The 19,919-nt window shown below is 49.4% G+C and carries 20 protein-coding genes; 14 read left to right on the forward strand and 6 right to left on the reverse strand.

The genetic code is table 11. The features are described from left to right. Positions 1-12: 12 nt before the first annotated feature. On the reverse strand, positions 13-717 hold the full coding sequence (gene queC, locus H6F86_RS19865) for a 7-cyano-7-deazaguanine synthase QueC (RefSeq protein ID WP_190450428.1): 705 nt from the start codon (positions 715-717) through the stop codon (positions 13-15). Between the two features lie 381 nt (positions 718-1,098). On the opposite strand from queC, the gene H6F86_RS19870 reads away from it, so the two are divergent. Then, positions 1,099-2,631: a phospholipid carrier-dependent glycosyltransferase gene (locus H6F86_RS19870; RefSeq protein WP_190450429.1), complete on the forward strand. Its 1,533-nt coding sequence runs from the start codon at positions 1,099-1,101 to the stop codon at positions 2,629-2,631. Positions 2,632-2,664: 33 nt separating this feature from the next. Here the strand turns inward: H6F86_RS19870 and trmB are convergent, their stop codons facing one another. Continuing rightward, positions 2,665-3,297, reverse strand: a complete 633-nt coding sequence (gene trmB / locus H6F86_RS19875; RefSeq protein WP_190450430.1) for a tRNA (guanosine(46)-N7)-methyltransferase TrmB — start codon at positions 3,295-3,297, stop codon at positions 2,665-2,667. Positions 3,298-3,487: 190 nt separating this feature from the next. Between trmB and H6F86_RS19880 the strand changes: the two genes are divergently transcribed. Next, a complete protein-coding gene (locus tag H6F86_RS19880; RefSeq protein WP_190450431.1) occupies positions 3,488-4,591 on the forward strand; it encodes a metallophosphoesterase in 1,104 nt (367 codons plus the stop codon). A gap of 75 nt (positions 4,592-4,666) precedes the next feature. Here the strand turns inward: H6F86_RS19880 and H6F86_RS19885 are convergent, their stop codons facing one another. Together H6F86_RS19885 and H6F86_RS19890 are read right to left on the reverse strand one after the other, a co-directional pair. Further along, complete coding sequence (locus H6F86_RS19885) at positions 4,667-5,911, reverse strand: FIST N-terminal domain-containing protein (protein ID WP_190451046.1); 1,245 nt, start codon at positions 5,909-5,911, stop codon at positions 4,667-4,669. 254 nt (positions 5,912-6,165) lie between these two features. Further along, positions 6,166-6,351 carry a hypothetical protein gene (locus tag H6F86_RS19890; protein WP_190450432.1) on the reverse strand — a complete coding sequence of 62 codons (186 nt, stop codon included), beginning with the start codon at positions 6,349-6,351 and terminating at the stop codon, positions 6,166-6,168. On the opposite strand from H6F86_RS19890, the gene H6F86_RS19895 reads away from it, so the two are divergent. The 4 genes from H6F86_RS19895 to glmM all read left to right on the forward strand — a co-directional run bounded on the left by H6F86_RS19895 (position 6,350) and on the right by glmM (position 9,302). Then, the gene (locus H6F86_RS19895; RefSeq protein WP_190450433.1) at positions 6,350-6,574 is read left to right on the forward strand and encodes a Calvin cycle protein CP12; all 225 of its coding nucleotides are present in this window, start codon (positions 6,350-6,352) and stop codon (positions 6,572-6,574) included. The genes H6F86_RS19890 and H6F86_RS19895 overlap by 2 nt on opposite strands. Positions 6,575-6,733: 159 nt before the next feature. After that, positions 6,734-7,336: a DUF3177 family protein gene (locus H6F86_RS19900; protein WP_190450434.1), complete on the forward strand. Its 603-nt coding sequence runs from the start codon at positions 6,734-6,736 to the stop codon at positions 7,334-7,336. Positions 7,337-7,341: 5 nt separating this feature from the next. Continuing rightward, positions 7,342-7,650: a hypothetical protein gene (locus H6F86_RS19905; RefSeq protein ID WP_190450435.1), complete on the forward strand. Its 309-nt coding sequence runs from the start codon at positions 7,342-7,344 to the stop codon at positions 7,648-7,650. Positions 7,651-7,745: 95 nt separating this feature from the next. Continuing rightward, the gene (glmM, locus tag H6F86_RS19910) at positions 7,746-9,302 is read left to right on the forward strand and encodes a phosphoglucosamine mutase (RefSeq protein WP_190450436.1); all 1,557 of its coding nucleotides are present in this window, start codon (positions 7,746-7,748) and stop codon (positions 9,300-9,302) included. Positions 9,303-9,368: 66 nt separating this feature from the next. Here glmM and H6F86_RS19915 read toward each other — a convergent pair whose 3' ends face one another. Continuing rightward, a complete protein-coding gene (locus H6F86_RS19915) occupies positions 9,369-9,815 on the reverse strand; it encodes a Fur family transcriptional regulator (protein ID WP_190450437.1) in 447 nt (148 codons plus the stop codon). 323 nt (positions 9,816-10,138) lie between these two features. Between H6F86_RS19915 and H6F86_RS19920 the strand changes: the two genes are divergently transcribed. The 8 genes from H6F86_RS19920 to H6F86_RS19955 all read left to right on the forward strand — a co-directional run bounded on the left by H6F86_RS19920 (position 10,139) and on the right by H6F86_RS19955 (position 18,839). Next, positions 10,139-10,753 (forward strand): thylakoid membrane photosystem I accumulation factor, encoded by a 615-nt coding sequence (locus H6F86_RS19920; RefSeq protein WP_190450438.1) that lies wholly within the window; start codon positions 10,139-10,141, stop codon positions 10,751-10,753. A gap of 101 nt (positions 10,754-10,854) precedes the next feature. Further along, a complete protein-coding gene (locus H6F86_RS19925) occupies positions 10,855-11,385 on the forward strand; it encodes a DUF1643 domain-containing protein (RefSeq protein ID WP_190450439.1) in 531 nt (176 codons plus the stop codon). A gap of 604 nt (positions 11,386-11,989) precedes the next feature. Next, on the forward strand, positions 11,990-12,346 hold the full coding sequence (locus H6F86_RS19930) for a hypothetical protein (protein ID WP_190450440.1): 357 nt from the start codon (positions 11,990-11,992) through the stop codon (positions 12,344-12,346). Positions 12,347-12,468: 122 nt separating this feature from the next. After that, positions 12,469-13,974, forward strand: a complete 1,506-nt coding sequence (locus H6F86_RS19935) for an AAA family ATPase (protein WP_190450441.1) — start codon at positions 12,469-12,471, stop codon at positions 13,972-13,974. A gap of 135 nt (positions 13,975-14,109) precedes the next feature. Continuing rightward, positions 14,110-14,463 carry a DUF1257 domain-containing protein gene (locus tag H6F86_RS19940; RefSeq protein WP_106254971.1) on the forward strand — a complete coding sequence of 118 codons (354 nt, stop codon included), beginning with the start codon at positions 14,110-14,112 and terminating at the stop codon, positions 14,461-14,463. Positions 14,464-14,662: 199 nt separating this feature from the next. Further along, on the forward strand, positions 14,663-15,532 hold the full coding sequence (locus tag H6F86_RS19945) for an inositol monophosphatase family protein (protein WP_190450442.1): 870 nt from the start codon (positions 14,663-14,665) through the stop codon (positions 15,530-15,532). A gap of 496 nt (positions 15,533-16,028) precedes the next feature. Further along, a complete protein-coding gene (locus H6F86_RS19950) occupies positions 16,029-16,718 on the forward strand; it encodes a Crp/Fnr family transcriptional regulator (protein WP_190450443.1) in 690 nt (229 codons plus the stop codon). Positions 16,719-16,970: 252 nt separating this feature from the next. After that, entirely contained in the window at positions 16,971-18,839 is a 1,869-nt protein-coding gene (locus H6F86_RS19955; protein WP_190450444.1) for a M61 family metallopeptidase, read from the forward strand. Between the two features lie 82 nt (positions 18,840-18,921). Here H6F86_RS19955 and H6F86_RS19960 read toward each other — a convergent pair whose 3' ends face one another. Then, positions 18,922-19,671, reverse strand: a complete 750-nt coding sequence (locus H6F86_RS19960) for a response regulator transcription factor (RefSeq protein WP_190451048.1) — start codon at positions 19,669-19,671, stop codon at positions 18,922-18,924. Positions 19,672-19,919: the final 248 nt, after the last annotated feature.

Below are 19,919 nucleotides of genomic sequence, written 5' to 3' on the forward strand. Positions count from 1 at the left end.
AGATCGGTCAGGCTAAGGTTCAAAGCAGGCGCTGTAAAGTTGTTTACCGATCAGTGTGGCTAGATCAGCGAACCCTGCTTCGATAAGGGCACGATCGCGAATGCGACACGAATCACACAAGCCGCATGGTACTGTATCCCCCTGATAGCACGACCAAGTTTGGGCGATCGGCACTCCCAGTTGCACAGCCCGTCTCACAATATCTGCCTTACTATCGTTTACTAGCGGCGCGACAAGGGTAGGCGCGTTGCCTTCGAGTCCTGCTTTAGATGAGAGCCTTGCAAGCTGCTGATATGCCTCTAAATAGTCGGGACGGCAATCGGGATAACCAGAGTAATCTACAGCGTTGATGCCCAGATAGATAGCAACAGCATTTTTGGCTTCTGCCAGCGAAAGCGCGATCGCAATAAACACAGTATTGCGCCCCGGCACATAGGTAACAGGAATAACATTGGACTGCACGCCATTTAAGGGCATTGCTACTGCTGTATCAGTCAGTGCTGAACCGCCCCACTTCGCTAGGTTAACGTCCATAATAAAATGGTCTTGGATACCTAGATGCGCGGCTATCTGCTTGGCAGCAAGGAGTTCACGAGCGTGACTCTGACCGTAGTTGAAGGATAAAGCAATCACCGTGTTGCCATCGGCGATCGCCTGCGCTGCCACCGTTGCAGAGTCAAGCCCGCCTGAAAGTAACACAACGGCTGTAGGGTTCATAAGCTAGAAAAAAGGGAGTGCAAAGAGTTTCACTGAGACAGCCGTGCTACCTGTTAGGCTGTTGCTGGCTCGTTTTAGACTGTTCTCTAACCATCTTCTTGATTTCTGCCATGTCGGCTCTAGATGCGGTTGTGCTTTCGGTGAGCCGACCGATGCTCGGTGATGATTTCAAGGCGATGGTCGATGGTGTCTAACCGTTGTGTGGTTATGGCAGTCTCGGTTTAGCGATCGCTCACCCAGCAAGTCTGATTCATTCTACAGGAGCTGCGATCGATGCAAGCAGTAGGAGGGGCGACGGCTTAACTTTGCCACTTAAGGGCTATGGCTGATGCACGTCCCCATGCGAAAGTAGGAACGCATACAGTAGGCTGAACGTGAGTTATGACCTTGTTAAAGAAAACATCGGGTGGGTCTGCCTCCTGGTTTGCGCCGGGTATGGTGGGGTTACTGGTGCTGTCTCTTGCTCTACGCTTTTGGGGCTTGGGGCGGTTTAACAGTTTGGTCTTTGACGAAGTTTATTATGTCAAATTTGCCCACAACTACCTGACCCAAACACCGTTTTTTGATGGGCATCCACCGCTTAGTAAATATTTAATTGCGATCGGTATCTGGCTTGGTAATCAGATGTCGATCGGGCGTGATACCGTCAACAGTCTTGCGGGTGCGCCCTACAGCACATGGAGCTATCGTTGGCTAAATGCGCTGACGGGTGCGTTTATTCCGCTGGTGGTGGCAGGCATTGCGTATCAGTTGAGCCATCGCCGCAGCTATGCCTTCCTTGCTGGGCTATTTGCCGCATTAGATGGCTTGTTTCTGGTGGAATCACGCTATGCACTCAATAACGTTTACCTGGTCATCTTTGGGCTGCTGGGCTTGTGGTGTCTTTTGCTAGCGTTAGAGGTGCGATCAATTCAGCGTAGTCTCTACTTAATTGCCTCTGGAGTATTTTTTGGAGCTTCAGCCTCGATCAAGTGGAATGGACTATGGTTTCTCTTTGGTGCCTACGGGCTATGGGTGTCTGCCTGGTTGCTCCGTTGGCTTCAGTCTCGTTTCTCTCATCACCCTGGTCTGCTTTTGTCTAGTGGGGCGGAACCTGGGCAAAACGATCACACAGTACAAAGTCCGTTACAACGGTTGGCTCAGTTAGCACCGTGGCAAATCGCGTTGAATTTGGGCATTGTGCCAGCCACGTTTTATTACCTGATCTGGATTCCTCATCTGAAATTCAACACAGCCGTCGGTTTTTTGGATTTGCAAAAGCAAATACTGAACTACCACGAGCGGGTAGGCAGTGGTACGCAAGTGCATCCTTACTGCGCTGAGTGGTATACGTGGATTTTGATGCTGCGTCCGTTAGCGTATTACTACAAAGTGGAGGCGCAGGGTGGTCCGCTGTTGTCCACCGATCCGGCTGTACCAGCAGGCAACACCGTAATTTACGATGTCCACGCGATCGGCAACCCCATACTTTGGTGGCTATCGACACTGGCGGTCATCCTTGTCTTCGTCGTCCTGGTGCAGCAGCTTCTCCACTGGCTGTCGCCGCCTCAGCTTGAGAAACCGTCGTATGTTGAAGGACAGCCGTCTACTCGCCGACCTCCTTTAAACGCAACTGAATTCTGGCTCGCGCTTTTTCTGGGCATCAACTACGCTGCCAATCTGTTGCCCTGGGTTAAAGTCACGCGCTGCACGTTTTTGTATCACTACATGGGCGCATCGGTATTTGCGTCGATGGCGATCGCTTGGTTAGTCGATCGCTGGCTCCACAGCAGCAAGTCAAAGCTCCGCACGATGGGCGTGCTGACGATCGTAGCGATCGTACTGGCATTCATCTTCTGGCTACCCATTTATTTAGGGCTACCCCTCTCGACCGAAGGCTTTCAACAACGGATGTGGCTACCGTCGTGGGTATAAGGGATGAAGGGGTGGAAGGGTGGCAACCTCAACTCATTTTTTGATAAACAGTGATCGATACACAGCTTCTCCCCGTTCCATCGTTGACGTTTCACGTTCGGTGGGAATGGGGAGGGGATTGGAGTCTAGCCAGTCATAATGTTCGCAAACGAAGGCAGGATGGGCAGCGAAGCGATCGCGCATCTCCACCGCGACTTCTTCGACATCAGACTGGATAAAGACCTTGCCACCAAGCGTTATTGCTTCTGCTAGCGCCTCAATTAAGTCTGGCTGTACCACGCGGCGCTTTTGGTGTTTGCGCTTAAACCACGGATCGGGAAACTGGATGGTCGCCTGCTGAAGCCGTCCAACAGGTAATGACCTCAGTAGCGGTCGCAGGGAGTTGTTGGCGTTGCAAAATAAATAGTGCAAATTAGTCAAGCCCAACTCCGCTTTCCAGCCATTAGCTTGCTCTACCAGTGGCTCCCGAATTTCTAGCCCTAAGAAATTCCACTCTGGCTGCACTTGTGCCATTTGCAGCAGGAACCGACCCTTGCCACAACCAATATCTAAGTAAAGTGGGCGATGGAGGTCATGATAAAGATGGCTCCAATCCGGTGGGTTGATGGGAGTCTGATATTTTTTGCTAAGCGGATTAACGTGTTCGCGCACTCGGACAATAGACAAGTGAGAAGAGCCTCTTAGAGAAAGGATAAGGGATGAAGGGTGGAGGGTAAAAAGGTGAAGGGGTAGAAGGGTGAAAGGGGATACGTTTTAGTCAACACTGATGATAGCTTTCTAACTTTAGCCTTTAGCCTTTCCCCTTTAGCCTTTCCCTTCTAGCTGATTGCTTCGCACATCGCTTAGGATCGATCGTATGAGTCTTAATTTTCGCTTCGCCGTCATTAGCGATCTGCATATCGCTCTACCCCACACCATTTGGAATCATCCCAGCCGCTTTCACTTGGTTGAAGTGAGCATTCCTGTTTTAGAAAACATTCTCGATCGCCTAAGCACTCTCAAGCTAGATTTCCTGTTGCTGCCAGGTGATTTGACCCAGCATGGCGAACCAGCAAACCATACCTGGCTGGCAGAACGATTAGCACAACTGCCCTACCCAACGTATGTGGTGCCTGGTAATCATGATGTACCGACGTTGGAATCTGATGGTAACGCGATCGGGCTGGCGGACTTTCCACATTACTACCGTTCGTACGGCTATGACAATCCAGGGCAACTTTATTACACCTGCCAACTGCTGCCAGGAGTACGGTTGATTGGATTGAATTCTAATCAGTTCGATCGTCATGGTAAACAGCTTGGCTGCCTGGATGATGCACAACTAAGCTGGCTGCAAACCGTTTTAGCAGAGCATCAGGATGATTTGATTCTAGTGATGATTCACCATAATGTTGTGGAGCATTTGCCGGGGCAGTCGCGGAACCCAATAGGGCAGCGCTATATGTTAGACAATGCGCCGACATTGTTAAAAATGCTGCGAGAAGCAAACGTACAGCTCGTGTTTACAGGGCATTTGCACGTGCAGGATATTGCCTGCTCTAAGGGCGTTTATGACATCACGACGGGATCGCTAGTGAGCTATCCGCATCCCTATCGTGTACTGGAGTTGCGAACGGACGATCGTGGGCAGCGATCACTGCACATTGCCTCTGGACGGGTTGAATCAGTACCCGGTTGGGGAACGTTACAGCAAACGTCGCGCGATTTCATGGGCGAGCGCTCCCAGCCGTTCATGCTTCAACTTTTGATGCAGCCCCCGTTAAAGCTGTCTCAGGCAGAAGCAGCGGAGTTAGCTCCCCATCTACACTCCTTTTGGGCAGATCTCGCCAATGGTGATGCAAGGTTTGCTTTCCCTACGTTTCCCGCATCCGCTCGTCGCTACTTTGAGCGGTTTAGCGCGATCGACGCTAACGGTCAGCCGCAGTGCATCGATAACAACGCCACGCTATTGCTGTCCTAAAGTTGATGGATCTTTAGCTGATCGCTGACTGCTGAAGGCTCATACAGACTTAGCACTTACACTCAAACGCTACGCTTATGGCTGGCGTACGATACCGAAGACAGACGTAAACCCATGCAAAAACGTACTGTCACCAACGGGACCAATTTCACCACTGCAAAAGAAGCCACTGAGGGGCACATCCGGTAAGTAGCGGCTAAAAAGCTGGGAGTCAAAATTGGGTTCGTCGTACAGCCGATTGCCTCGTCCGACACAAGCAAACATAAGCGCTCCGATCGCAGAGGCTGGTTTAGTCTGTTGGTAACGTTCTAGCAGCATTTCCAGATCTTCGGCAGAGGTCTGGGCATCGCGCAGATGAAACTGAATGCGTTGACCGGGGCGGATACGATCGCCGATCGCGATCGCGCCCACTCTTGGGTCGACACCGAGCAAATACCGAATCAAAAAGTCTCCCTGTTCCAGATCTTGCTTGAATTCATTCTGCGCTACACCAACAAACAGCGAATTCTGCGCCAGCATCTGGTCATCTGCGTCCAGCGTTTGAATAAGATCCTGCAAGACCTCCAGCGGCGTACGTTTTTGTGACACTAGCGCACCGCCACCATGAGGTACTGGGCTAGTATCTGCCTGTTCTTCCAACCCTAGCAGAATGTTTCGCTCACCTTCTGTTACCCAATACGGTTGCCCAATCGGTCGGCAACCCTGCGCGACGATCGTCTCCAGGACAACGTTGCCGCTGAGCGCAATGCCAACGACTCCATCACGATGTAGATGAGCATTACAAAATAAGCCGCTACTGCCGTTTGGGGTGGCTGCACTGGCAACGCCGCCTACCTTCACTGAGCCAGGGTACGCAAAATCAAGTCCTTGCAGGAGGTCGTTAATTTTAGGAAATGACTGATCAGCCAGCAAAACAAACTGGGGTTGCTCGTCGATGGGTACATCGATCAGCTTCACCCAGGCATCAGGCGCACTGTCTAAGTCTGGCAACTGTTCTACTGTGATATGAAACGATCGCACATTAACGTCTGGCAAGGTTGCCAAGGTGAGCGCGATCGCGGGTTCATCTTCTACTTCCTGGGGCTGCTCTGTGCCCTTTGACCCTACGACTCCATTACCACCACACCCAATTAGTGGAATGTCTGGCAACCGCTCCCGTAGCAGCGGCAGCAACCGAGAATATTCACTGGCAAACGCAGCGGCAATAAAAACAAAGCCAACAGTGGGTGCATTGTTTAGTAGCGCTTGTGCTTTTTGCACCACGTCATCAACAGCGGCTTCTAAAGACGGACGAGTTGATAAGGTGCTGACCCACTGCATTGCATTCGCGCTGTCTCCTCCTGTCATGCGTTCCCCCTTGAGGCAAAGGATGATTCTCAGCGTAGCTGGAAATGTTTCGATCGTCTCAACGATTACGAGCAATTCTTAGAACCACCTCAACAATTCTCAAGCTTCGCCATGGCGATCAATGGATCTGGTAAGGTGGAGTTAGCGTTACGATAAGTAAAGGTAGAGCATAGCCTAATTAGCCTCTTCTTTGAGGTTAGCCAAAATCGTTAGCGATGAGGCAAGCTTTACTGAAGTGCGATCGCTTTCTGCTTCACCCAGGCAGAAACGGCTAAAGCGATGGATGTAAGCATACATTGATCGGGCGATCGACAAAGTGCTGATGTTTGGGACGGCAACCGTAACTTACGAAGCAGTAATTTATCTGCGTTGCCCCAATACTCGATGAGAATTATTACCAGCGAAGAATCCATGAGTGATATTCAAGAAAAAATTGAAGATGAGTTGAAGCAAGCCCGTGCTGCTTGTGATGTTAGCGGCAGCAACTCGCCTGAGTGTGCCGCAGCCTGGGATGCCGTCGAAGAACTGCAATCTGAAGCGGCTCACCAACGGCAAGCTAAACCAAAGAAAAACTCCCTTGAGATCTACTGCGACGACAATCCTGAAGCGGCTGAATGTCGGATTTACGAGGACTAAAGCCCGTTAGCTTGAAGTTCCTATCTCCCGCCTCCTGTAGCCCTTAGGTATACTGGATGCGCGAATCTTGACGAGTACCCAGAATGCCTAGTTGGCGTTGAGGCTACTCGTCAATTTTCATGTTTACTGGTTATTGTCTTTGCCGTTGACCGTATTCTTATGCCGTTTCCTTCCTGGTTGCCATCCCTTGTCTGGACAGACTACCGATTGGCGCTTCTTTTCACAGTGTTGTTCCCGCTGGCACTGCTGCTATGGACATTTATTGCCAAAGCAGAAGCGATGCAGAGCCTTCTGGCTATTTACTGGCGTGTTTCGAGCTTGCTAGCCATTACGGTCTATTTATTGATTGGGGCGTTGCCTGTTGGCTTTGTAACTGGCTGGCTGGCACGGCTTTTGATTCCGGTATCGCTCTGGTTTTGGGCAGATTTGAACGAAGAAATTTCAGAGCAGCCGTCTAGTCGCTTAAAACTGGCTTTTACATCCTGGCGCTGGGCGGTCTCGATTTATTGCGGCTTAGGTGCGCTGGCTCAAATACCAGTTCTACGCTGTGCCTTTTTGGGTGCCAATACGCTGTTAGGAGATCCGTTTTGCCGTCTCTGGCTTGAGCCACCTTGGGCGCTTAGAGAAGCCATCCATGCTACAACAAAGCCGTTTTTTCTGGGCTTTTTAGCATTGGTGGCATTGGCAGTTTATGTGCTCTATTTGGGCTACTTTGTGGTCGTTCGCTTAGGTCGGCAGGGTCGATCGGCGACAGGGCAATAGATGTCATGGTTGATTTGACGCAGACAGCAGGAACTCGCTTGGAACGCTACACCGAAAAGCGTCCGCAAGAAGTGCTGCTTGTGATGGCTGAAGTAGATGGTGTCGTTGATCAGGTTGCTATCTTTCGGGGTTTCTCTAGCTCTCTAGTACGATCAACTGCGTTTGATCCTGATCTGCCAGTGCTGCCCGATCATGCCATCATCCAAGCGATCGACCGGCTCCATAGTCCCTATGACCCTAATGAACCGCGCTACATCCAGCAGGGGCTAACCTGGGAAACCATACAACCAGTCCTTGAGGCAGCGGGCGTATAGAGAAGACGCTTAACTTACTGGTTCTGTCCAGCGTCGGTTTTCTAAAGAAAGTGTTATCCTCCACAATGAGTGTGTTGTGTGGGGTTCTTCAGTGTATGGTTCAATCTCCAGTCAGGACGCAAGAGTCTGATGATATCGGCATTGCGTCGTCTCTACGATCGACAGAATTGGGGCGATCGTCCTTTATAGCACCGCCATTAGTTAGTAAAGAAACGGCTAATCTGGCAACTGCTAACACAGGTTGGGGCGGGTTAAACCTACCGACCAGTCGCCTGTTTGGTACCGATGGCATTCGTGGACGCGCTGGGGATTTACTTACCGCGCCGCTGGCCTTACAGATTGGGTTTTGGGCAGGACATATTTTGCGGTCACAGATGGGCACCACAGGGCGATCGCAAGCAGCGGCACTGGGTCCGGTCGTGATTGGGCAGGATTCACGTCAGTCTGGCAATATGCTGGCGATGGCACTCTCAGCCGGGTTAAACGCAGCGGGTTTGGATGTATGGAATTTGGGTTTGTGCCCAACTCCAGGCGTTGCGTATCTGACCAATGCGTCTGAGGCGATCGGTGGTGTGATGGTTTCTGCCAGCCATAATCCACCAGACGATAATGGCATCAAGTTTTTTGGCTCTAACGGCAGCAAGCTAGCGCTAGCACTTCAAGAGCAAATTGAGGCAGCTTTACGTGGTAAAAGCACTCTAGCGATCAACGATAACGGTCGCTATGGGCAGCATTATTATCGCTCAGAGTTGCTCAACGATTATCTCATTGCTATTCAGCAGCCTCTATCAAAAGCAGCATTGCCACTGCAAGGAATGCGTATTGTCCTGGATCTGGCGTGGGGCGCAGCTGTGCATCTGGCACCAGAGGCGTTTCGCTCACTTGGTGCATCAGTCATTTGCCTCCATGACCAGCCAGATGGTAGTCGTATCAATGTGAACTGTGGTTCAACGCATTTAGGGGCACTTCAGGCGGCTGTGAAAACGCATAATGCCGATATGGGGTTTGCCTTTGATGGCGATGCCGATCGCGTTTTGGCAGTGGATGCTAGCGGTCGCATGGTGGATGGTGATTACATTCTTTACCTCTGGGGGCAAACCCTGCGGCAGTCAGAGCAGCTACCTGGCAATACGATCGTTGCAACTGTTATGTCCAACCTGGGCTTTGAACGTGCTTGGGAAAAACAGGGTGGTACGCTGATTCGTGCTGCGGTTGGCGATCAATACGTCCATGCTGAAATGTTGCGCCACGGCTCGGTGCTAGGTGGTGAACAGTCAGGTCACATTCTCTGTAGCCATTATGGTGTGAGCGGTGATGGTTTGCTAACAGCACTCCATCTAGCCTCGCTGGTGCAGCAGTCGGGTGTTTCGTTAACGACGCTGGTTGATCAGAGCTTTCAAACTTATCCTCAACGGCTGCAAAATGTGCGGGTAGAAGACCGCGATCGTCGGCTGCACTGGCAAAACTGCGATCCACTGCAACAGGCGATCGCTCAAGCAGAAGCCGATATGGGCGATCGAGGACGTGTTCTGGTGCGGGCTTCAGGCACAGAACCCCTTATTCGCGTCATGGTAGAGGCTGCTACTGCCGATCTCGTAACGTACTGGACTGAAACATTGGTGGCTGTCGTGCAGCGATACCTGGTTGCCTAACGATACCTGGGGGTTCGTTAAATAAAATTGAGGTGTTCCGACGGGAGCGCCTCAATACTTAAATTTCTACTGATCTTGAGGCTTGCGATAACCGTAGAAATCAATGTGGTAGTCAGTAATGCGAACGCCTGTCTGCTGCTCAATCTGTTGCAAAATTGCTTCTGGCAGCTCAATGTGAACGTCCAAAATTTGGTTGGTGTCTAGACAATTGACGTGGCTATGAGAATCGCTAATGTTGCCATACAGTCTGCCATCAGAACGCTCAACGCACTCGATAATGCCTTGCTCAGAGAGCGCTTCAAGGTTTTGGTAAACTGATGTATGACCGATTTCTTTGCCCTGACGGTTAAGGCGATTATAAATTTCTCTCGCAGCTAAATGCTCTTCTTCTTGCCATAACAACTCAAGAATGAATCGTCGTTGACGGCTCAACCTCATGCCTAACGCCTGACAGCGATCGAGGGCATCTTCAAGCGATCGAATTGGTTTTTCCGCTGCTACATTGTTTTGCATACTGGACGCTCTCGACTCACTGATACAACCTAGCTACCTACATCGCGCCAGATTTTGCTGCTACTCAAGCTTTTTCAGCTCAAGCTGATAATTGTAGGCGTTGCTACTTACATACAGTTCTATCACAGGCTAACCTAAACTCGCTACAACTTTGCTTTAGGGTAAGGGGTTAAGAGGCAGGGGCAGGAGGAGTAAGGGACGTTTGGGGAAGGCTAGCGTTTTGCTACTTTTACTTCTTGCCTTCTGTCCTCTGCTTTTGCCTTTGCTTCTGTCCTCGATTGCTAGAGAATGAGAAGGGAGACGTTACGAAAGTATTCGGGTTTATGAGAGTTTTGCAGTTGCGCTGGTTAGAGTTGCCGATCGCGGGTGCATGTGCTGATTGGGGACGAAGGACGTTTCAGCGTGGTTTATGGCTGTGCCTAGCTATGGTTATTGGACTAGGGGTGCTAAGTATGCCACCAGCGCTAGCAGGGTTGACGGATGACCGCTACGATGGGGAAATTTTTACGCTCTATGCGGGTAATGGGTCGCTGGTACCGCCGAAGTTTACGCTAGCAGAGGCATTAAAGCGCGATCGTCCTGCGTTGCTATATTTCTACGTTGATGATAGCAAGGACTGTAAGGCATACACGGCAGTGATTTCTCAACTACAAGCCTTTTATGGCAAGGCAGCGGATTTGTTGCCAATTCGAGTTGATTCGATTCCTTCAAAGCCCTCTTATACAAATACAGAGCCAGGTTACTACTACGCAGGCGTGGTGCCGCAAGTCGTGCTCTTTGATGCTTCTGGTAAGGTCGTGCTGAACGAAAACGGTATTGTTCCGTTTGAGACGATCGATGCGAAGTTGCGCGAATTGTTTGACCTACTGCCACGATCGGAGAGCACTGTCCTTAAACGCCGTCAGGTGAATGAAGTGACGACCGAATTGGCGAAGTGAGGCAAGGCAAAGGGCAGAAGGGCAGTTAATTAAACGCTAGCCTTCCTTAGACTTCCCTTCCTTCCCCAGCACCCCTTGCTTCCCAGTGCCCCTTACCCCCTATGCAATCTGGCGCGGCCTTTGACGCCACTGGATACTATCGCTATTTGCTTTGGCGATCGTGGGATACAAGAGCGGCAAAAGTTGGCTTTGTGATGCTGAACCCCAGTCAGGCAGATGCAGTTGTTGACGATCCGACCATTCGGCGCTGTCTGGGCTTTGCGCAAGCGTGGGGGTTTGGTGCGCTAGAAGTCGTGAATCTTTTTGCTTACTGTACGGCTTATCCAACAGAGCTACGCTGTGTTGCCCATCCGATTGGGGCTGAGAACGATCGCTACCTAGCAGACCTGGGGCAGCGAGTAGACCAAATAATTCTAGCCTGGGGGAATGGTGGTCGCTTGCAAGGGCGCGATCGCTGTGTGATGGCGCTGCTGAGTAATCAGCCGATTTATTGTTTGGGCACCACGAAGCTAGGACAACCCAAACATCCGCTCTACCTCAAGCGGGAAGTAGCCAGACATGAAGTGCAGTTTTCCTTTGAACGCGACAAATGCAAGGGAGACAAATTGAATAAAGTCGAATTTTTTCTATAGGGGCATGATTTTGCTGCTTTAACAGATTGCGACGTTGGCAGGTGCTTTCATTCTTGGTTCTTCGTTGTGCTAACGCTGTTCTAGAACGTGCCCTGAATCTAGATAAAACAGAGGTACAGATACACTCAAGCAGAATAGCTGACACCACGACGATACGCTCTACGAAATGAGCAATGGAAATGAACTAAAGACAGACTTACTGCCTAGGGGCGAAGGTGATATAGGAGCCAACGTCAAGAACAAACGGCTGCTTGTCAATACGGTGCTATGTCGTTACTAGGCGGATCTCCTATGACAAGCACTCAAAGAGTTTTCTAGAGGCAGTTTCTCTGGCGGCCACCGCTATCTGGCTTAATTGGTACATGCTCTAGATTCAAGTGTTAGTTGCTTAGCCTTAAAAGTCCATCTTCAAAAACTAAAGCACTAAAAGCACTGCCTACATTAGGTTTTACTGTCCTTACATCTGCTAGTAATACGCTATGCCAACACCAGACAATTGTAACTAGATGTAACGATGTTGCCGTCATGACGGCATGGTGTCTTGACAGCAAGCTATTCAGTCGATATTCTTCATTACATACCCGGGTACACAACTGAGAGTTCTATGCAAGACAAGCAGAAAGTTACGTTATATCTCCCGCCAGAGCTGCACCGTCAAATCAAGATTCGGGCAGCACTTGATTCTGAGACAATGACGGATATCGCTCAACGCGCCATCGCGTTCTACTTGTCTCATAGTGAGCTAGTTGACGGTTATGAAGGTGCAGCGCACGGAAAGGCTTATCAGATCTATACGTGTAATGAATGTTCCTCTCCTTCCATTTTGAAAGATGGTGAATTGGTTTCTCTACGCGCTCAATCTGGTGCCTTAGTTGAGGAAAAGATTCCATCTGTACGGGTTAAGGGTGCTAGCTCTGTTAGTGCTGAAGCTCAAGGTGAAGGAAGTTTGGTTCCCTGCTAGTTCCAGGCGGGTGTTTTAGTGAAAAGCTTGCGTTCTGAATGTTGCTTATAAGTAGGTTTTAGGGTCAGACGTAAAGGTTTCTTTAATCTAGGCGGTTGCACTGTCTCTCATGGGTCGATGCTATGCAGGAAGAACTCAGTATTCTGATACAGGCTCAGTATCCTCTCATCTATATGGTGACATCAGAGGAAGAAAGGGCTGAACAGACCATTGTGGCGGTTTCCCAGAATAAACCTCAGCGCCGGGTCTTTGTCTGGACTGTAACGCACGGCATTGTTGAGTACGGTCAGCCTCGTAATGTGACTCAGCACAATACAGTTTCGCCTGAGGCTGCTATTGAGTGGGTAACTCGGCAGAAAGAGCCAGGGATTTTTGTTTTCAAGGATCTTCATCCATTTTATTCGGCTCCTGTTATACGTTGGTTGAGAGATGCAATCTCTAGCTTCAAAGGCACTCAAAAAACGATTATTTTGATGTCGCCAGTACAAGAGATTCCCATTGAGCTAGAAAAAGAAGTAGCGGTTTTGGATTTTCCAATGCCAAATATGGGAGAACTTAACCACGTTCTTTCGCAGCAGCTTGAGCAAGTTCGCACTAGACGTATTACGACTGAAGCGCGTGAGAAGTTGTTAAAAGCAGCCTTAGGGCTGACGCGCGATGAAGCAGAAAAGGTTTATCGTAAAGCTCAGGTTACTGCTGGTCGCCTGACAGAGGAAGAAGTTGACGTTGTTCTCTCTGAGAAGAAGCAGCTAATTCGACGCAACGGTATTCTGGAGTACGTTGAAGAAGACGAAACGATCGATTCTGTCGGCGGCTTAGAAGAACTCAAGCGTTGGTTAAAGCAGCGTTCCAATGCGTTTACAGAGCGTGCTAGAGAGTATGGCTTGCCTCAGCCAAAAGGGATGCTAATTCTAGGTGTACCAGGTTGTGGTAAATCACTGATAGCCAAAACAACCTCACGCCTTTGGGGTTTGCCCTTGCTACGCCTTGATATGGGACGTGTCTATGATGGCTCTATGGTAGGTCGGTCTGAAGCGAATCTACGTGGTGCTTTGAAGACAGCAGAGTCGATTTCCCCCGCTATCTTGTTCATTGATGAGATGGATAAAGCGTTCGCTGGCACATCCGGTTCAGCAGATTCTGATGGTGGTACATCTAGCCGGATTTTTGGCTCTTTCCTCACTTGGATGCAAGAAAAAACGTCTCCTGTATTTGTGATGGCAACTGCTAACCGTGTGGAGCGTTTGCCCGGAGAGTTTTTGCGGAAAGGAAGATTCGATGAAATCTTTTTTGTTGACTTGCCGAATAGTGAAGAGCGGAAAGAGATTTTTCAGATTCATCTCTCTAAGCGTCGGCGCGAGATTACACGGTTTGATTTAGACCAGTTAGCGAATGTGTGCGACGGTTTCTCAGGTGCTGAAATTGAACAAGCACTGGTAGCAGCAATGTACGAAGCCTTTGCCCAGGATCGAGAATTTACTCAACTGGACATTATTGCCGCTATCAAGTCAACGTTGCCGCTTTCTAAAACAATGACCGAACAGGTAACTGCCCTCAGAGATTGGGCAAGGCAGCGCGCGCGACCTGCGGCGTTCTCAGTGGCTGAGTATCAGCGACTTGAGTCCTAAAAGCTTTCTCCTGCTCCCAACAGGAGGAAAGGCTAGCACTTTGCTAGCAGTTGACCCACAAACAGCTAAGAGCGATCGCTGTTAGCTTCCTGACCATCAAACGTTGTTCTCAAATCCCCACAGGAGGAAACTCAAATGTCTCATTTTAGCACTCTGCGTACCAAGATTACTGATGCCGAAATCCTGAAGGCTTCTCTCCGTGATCTAGGTATTTCTGTGAAAACAGATGCTGATGTTCGTGGCTACAATGGTCAGCGGGTTCGTTCAGACATCGTTGCCATTCTAGAAGGCGAATATGATCTGGGCTGGTCTCGCAACACCGACGGTTCGTTTGACCTGATTGCTGACCTCTGGGGTGTTGCTAAGAAGCATAACCAGACTGAGCTGATCAATTCGATCAACCAAAAGTATGCTGTGAACAAGACTCTTTCTGAAGTCAAGCGTCCTGGTCTGCAAAACGCAAACGTCAAACTGGTACTACAAAAGTAGTTCTTTTTCGCGTTCCCAAACTAGCGGGTTAACCCTTCCCTGGTTAGCCCGTTTTTTGTTGGCGCTTTTTCTTAATCCTAATATCTAGAGTTTTTTAGCGATCGCTACACTAAAGCGATCGAGCTTAAGATGAAAGTAAAAGTGTTGTTTTGTAGCCATTGGCAGGCTAGAGTTTGTTTTTAATCGCAGTACGTTTGCTATGAACCCAATTTCTCCCGATCTCGATCGATCGATCAGGCATTTGTTGCGTAGCTGCGGTCAATATGCAAAGCAAATGGCTGCCAGTCCGTTTGAGGTTTTTGAGAAGGGACCGGAGGATTACGTTACCAGCATTGACGCGGCGCTGGATCAAAAACTGGCAGCGGCATTCGCCACGATGTTTCCTGAAGACGGGGTAATTACTGAAGAGGATGCACAGTCGCGCCAAAAGTTTCATGCTGGCTACAGGCGATTGTGGTGCATTGACCCGATCGACGGCACAGAAGATTTCATTCACCGCAAGCGCGATTATGCTGTCATGGTGGGATTACTGCAAGACCAGCAGCCGATCGCAGGTTGGCTTTATGCACCTGCTTATGACCAGCTTTATTATGGTGGACCAGGCTGGGGATTGTTTCAGGCAACAGCCGATGCACAGCCGGAGACTTTAATAGCGACTGAACCTGCGCCACCAACGACTGGGTTTTGCCCTGTGCTGATTGGTCATCGCGATCAGGCGCAGTTTGGTAGTGCGATCGCTCAGTTGATTCCAGAGGCTCAATTTTACTCGCTTGGCAGCTTTGGCTTAAAGGTGGTCGACGTCGTTTTAGGACGAGCAGGTCTCTACCTCTACTTTAATGGTCGGGTCAAGTTGTGGGATACGGCAGGTCCCTTAGCCCTAGCAAAAGCGGCTGGACTCGTCTGCTGCGACTTGGACGGTCGATCGCTCGGTTTCTCACCTGATGATGTGCATGGAGAGACGTTGGCGCACACACAACCGATTTTAGTAGGTTGGTCTCAGTATGTTGAATTATTGCGACCAAAACTTAAAGCAGCGGTCGAAGCGGTTGCTCAAAACTCACAACCATAGGTGCAAAGGGACAACGCCCGTCTCACCTATGACTAAGCGTGCCCCTATGACTATTGCCGCTTGGGAAGTATAGCGAATGGTGATGCAACGCTTAACGTCGTGGCTCAACTGTTTCAGTTCTTACGGAGCGCATACATAAACAAGCTAATGCCTCACTATAGGGACAGCGCTTTAGGCAAAAAACGAAAGCAGGCGCATGACCAGAGGTAGTTAGTATGTTTGTGGCGTTCACTGTGATCGAAAACCACCTGTGTTTCATTGCCTTTGCATACTGACACATCAATAGCACACAAGTGCGGTTCAAAGCTTGCTACTATCTTTGACATACGGTATAAGATTAAGCGCCCAGCCCAAGAATCCGTAAATTCTCCCTCTAACAAGCGTCAGAAACCCTGCCATGATGGTGTGAGTATAGATTAATGGCAGTCATTGTCTCCTGTACTCTTGCGATCGCTGTTCAGCCTCAGCTCTATCCCACAGAATTCTACAGATTTTCATGCAGATCGAAGCGTTTAGTGAACTCTTCCCCCTTTTAATGGCAGCTAACCCAGAAACTCTGGAGTGGTTGCTGTCAGTTGCTGTCGAACACGAGTACCCTGCGAACCGGGCAGTGTTAATGGAAGATGCGTGGGGCAATGCCGTCTACTTTATTGTCTCTGGTTGGGTTAAGGTGCGGCGTTTGTCTGGTTCGGGTGAAGATGTTGTGACCTTAGCTGTATTGGGACGGGGAGACTTTTTCGGCGAAATGGCGATTTTGGATGAATCACCGCGCTCGACTGATGTTATTGCTCTTTCGGCAGTCAGGCTCATTAGCATTTCAGCACAGCGGTTTATTCAAACCTTATTCAAAGATCCGCAACTGCACCATCGGATGTTGCAATTAATGGTGCGACGTTTGCGACAGACTAATCTCCGCTTTCAGTTGCGTCATCAACCACCCGCTGTCAAGCTAGCAAATACCCTGGTTTCTCTAGGGGAAAATTACGGGCAAGAAGTGCAGCATGGCATTGAGGTCTTTAATATTCCGTTTAAAGATCTAGCAGACGTCACTGATATTGGCGTAGAAGAAACAGCCAAAATTATGGAAAAGCTGGATAGTAAGGGCTGGATTAAGATTGATACTGTGGGACAAACAGTTTTATTAATCAACCTGAAGCAACTGACACATTTAGCAGGCAAGATATAGGGTAAAAGCACGTAGAGCCGAATTGCACTGAGTAGCAAACATCGACCACTGAGATTACTAACTTCTTCAAGCTCTTAGAGAGCTGAAAAGCTTTTAGCTGGCGGCGGCAACACAGAGCTGTCATCAGGTGACATGTGGCTTGTGGATGAGGTAAGGCAGAGGGTGCAAGGTGTACCTTATCCAAAGAAGGACTGCTGTATAGTGATGCTGCTTGCAGCACACAGTTTATACAATACAGGAGCAAGATTAAGCATGAATCGAGAAGACTTGGAGCTAGATTCTCAGGTTGAGCTGTTCCAGCCTAGAGAGGCTGGCTTGAGTCAAGAGCCAACCCATTCACCCGTTTCTGCGCCCTTAACAACGCTTCAACTCCACTATCAAGTGGCAATGCCAGAGCCAGAAACCCATCTGTTTGAAGTAAGCCTTCAGATTAAAGGTTTGCAGCCCAATGCCGCGTCCTTGCTGGATCTAAAGATGCCCGTTTGGACACCTGGCTCGTATCTCGTGCGGGAATATGCAAGGCACTTACAGAATTTTGTGGCGGTTGGAGGCGATCGCACCACACCGCTACCCTGGTGCAAGATCAGCAAGAATCATTGGCAGATCGATCCTCAGGGACAGGAGTCTTTGACAGTTCGCTATCAGATGTATGCCGATGAGCTTTCGGTGCGGACGAATCATCTCGATGGTACGCACGGCTACTTTAATGGGGCAGCGTTGTTTTTCTATATTCCAGGGCATGAGCGGCAGTCGTTGACGATCACGATCGTGCCTCCTGACGGTTGGCAAGTAGCCACACCCCTTCAACCGTTAGAAGGACAAAGCCACGCGTTTGCAGCACCCAATTTTGACACGCTGGTGGATAGCCCCTTTGAAATTGGTCACCATGCCGTCTATGCCTTTGAAGCGCTGGGTAAACCACATCAGCTAGCAGTTTGGGGTGATGGCAACCTGGAACCAGAGCGTTTGATTCCAGATATCCAAAAAATTATTCAGGTTGAAGCGGATCTGTTTGGCGGCTTGCCCTATGATCGCTACCTCTTCTTGCTTCACCTATCATCACAAGGCTTTGGTGGGCTAGAGCATCAATCATCCTGCTCTTTGATTTATCAACGCTTTGGCTTTCGGCAAAAGGACAAGTACGATCGCTTTATTCAACTGGTAGCGCACGAATTCTTTCACCTCTGGAACGTAAAGCGTATTCGCCCCAAAGCGCTAGAAGTCTTTGACTACGAGCAAGAGAACTACACGCCCTCACTCTGGTTTAGTGAAGGTACAACGAGCTTTTATGATCTGGTGCTTCCCTACCGGGCAAAGATTTATGATGTACGGGCTTACTTCATGGCGCTGAACCGTGAAATTACCCGCTTCCTTATGACACCAGGGCGGAAAGTACAGCCCTTAAGTGAATCGAGCTTTGATGCTTGGATTAAGCTCTATCGCTCAGATGCCAATAGTCCCAACTCCCAAATGTCTTACTACCTGAAGGGAGAAATGGTGTCACTGCTGCTCGATTTGCTGATTCGTGAACGACATCGCAATCGACGATCGTTAGACGATGTTATGCGGCAAATGTGGGAACAGTTTGGCAAGCCCGACGTTGGTTTTACGCCAGAGCAACTCCAGCAGGTGATTGAAGCCGTTGCTGAAATTGATCTGACGGACTTTTTTGAGCGCTATCTACACGGTCTTGAGGAACTACCGTTTGACGACTACTTGAACCCATTTGGGCTGCGTTTAGTAGCTGATGCTGGGGCTGATGAGGGTGTCCCTGATCTTGGACTGGTGGTAAAAACTGAACATGGGCGTGATGTGATTAAATTTGTTGAAACAGCGTCGCCAGCCCAGAAAGCAGGTATGGCAGCGGGGGATGAACTACTGGCAATGAATGGGTTACGGGTCAGTGCTGACCAACTTAACGATCGCTTGCGAGATTTTCAACCAGGCGATCGCGTGCAACTTTCGTTTTTCCATCAGGATGAATTGCACTCTCGCACAGTGACACTGGCAAAACCACGACTCAGCCGTTTTCAGATTGTGCCAGTCAAGCAGCCAACTCCTCGCCAGGAGCAAAACTTCCTGGGTTGGCTGGGCGTGCCACTAGCCGCAATGAGAGATTAGAGCACTGCGGCAACAGTTTTAATGCCAGTGTTCTCAATCGGTTGTATGGTTTTCAACCCATAAACTAATGCTAGCTAGACCCCTAGCCTAAGCGGTAGCCAAAGCCACGGACTGTAATTAGGTATTGCGGGCTGCTGGGGTCTAGCTCTAGTTTTTCTCTTAACCAGCGGATATGAACATCCACAGTTTTAGAGTCGCCCATGAAGTCAATACCCCAAACTTTCTCCAAAAGCTGATCACGAGAGAACACTCGCCGTGGATTGTTCATAAATAACTCTAGCAGCGTGAATTCTTTGGGAGATAGGTTTACAGCTTTATCGCGTACCGTAACCCGACATTCTTGAGGATAAAGCACAATTTCCTGAAACTGGATAACCAACTGCTCTTGAGGCTGGGGTTGCCGATTAGCTCGGCGGAGAAGGGATCGACAGCGGGCAATCAACTCTCGCATCCCAAAGGGCTTTGCCAAATAGTCATCGGCTCCAATTTCTAACCCAACAACAATGTCAGTCTCAGTGCCTTTTGCACTCAGCATCAGAATCGGGGTTGTCATGCCTTCTTGTCGCAGCAGACGACATAAATCTAGTCCATTAATGTAGGGCAACATCAAATCCAGGATGAGCAGATCGATCGCTGGAATGTTTCCGCCCTCACTAGTGCAAGAGGCACGTACCACCTCTAGAGCTTGGCGACCGTCCTCAACAGCTAATACTTGGTAGCCTTCGTCTGTGAGCGCCATAGTGATAGTTTCACGAATGAGAGACTCATCCTCTACAACTACTAGAAATGGCTGAGAGTCCTCAGGTGGCTTTGTCACTCCAGGCGATCGCATACTGGCAGTAAATTGTGCGGTTTCAAACATTCAATGATTACGGGCTAAAATTTCAGTGCTTGCCTTCGATCGTCTAAATGCCATTACGTACTGTTTAAGGCGCTCTTGCTTCCTTAAAAAACAGCAAAGAAAAGCTAGCGCTTAGAAACAGTTAGCTATAACCCAACTGCAAAAGCAGCCTTAACGAAGATAGAGATCTAAGCGGTAAAGCAACAGAATAAAGATTCATTGTTTACAACGAGTTAACT

It is taken from the genome of Phormidium sp. FACHB-592, from assembly GCF_014695795.1.
GTDB lineage: Bacteria > Cyanobacteriota > Cyanobacteriia > Leptolyngbyales > Leptolyngbyaceae > Stenomitos.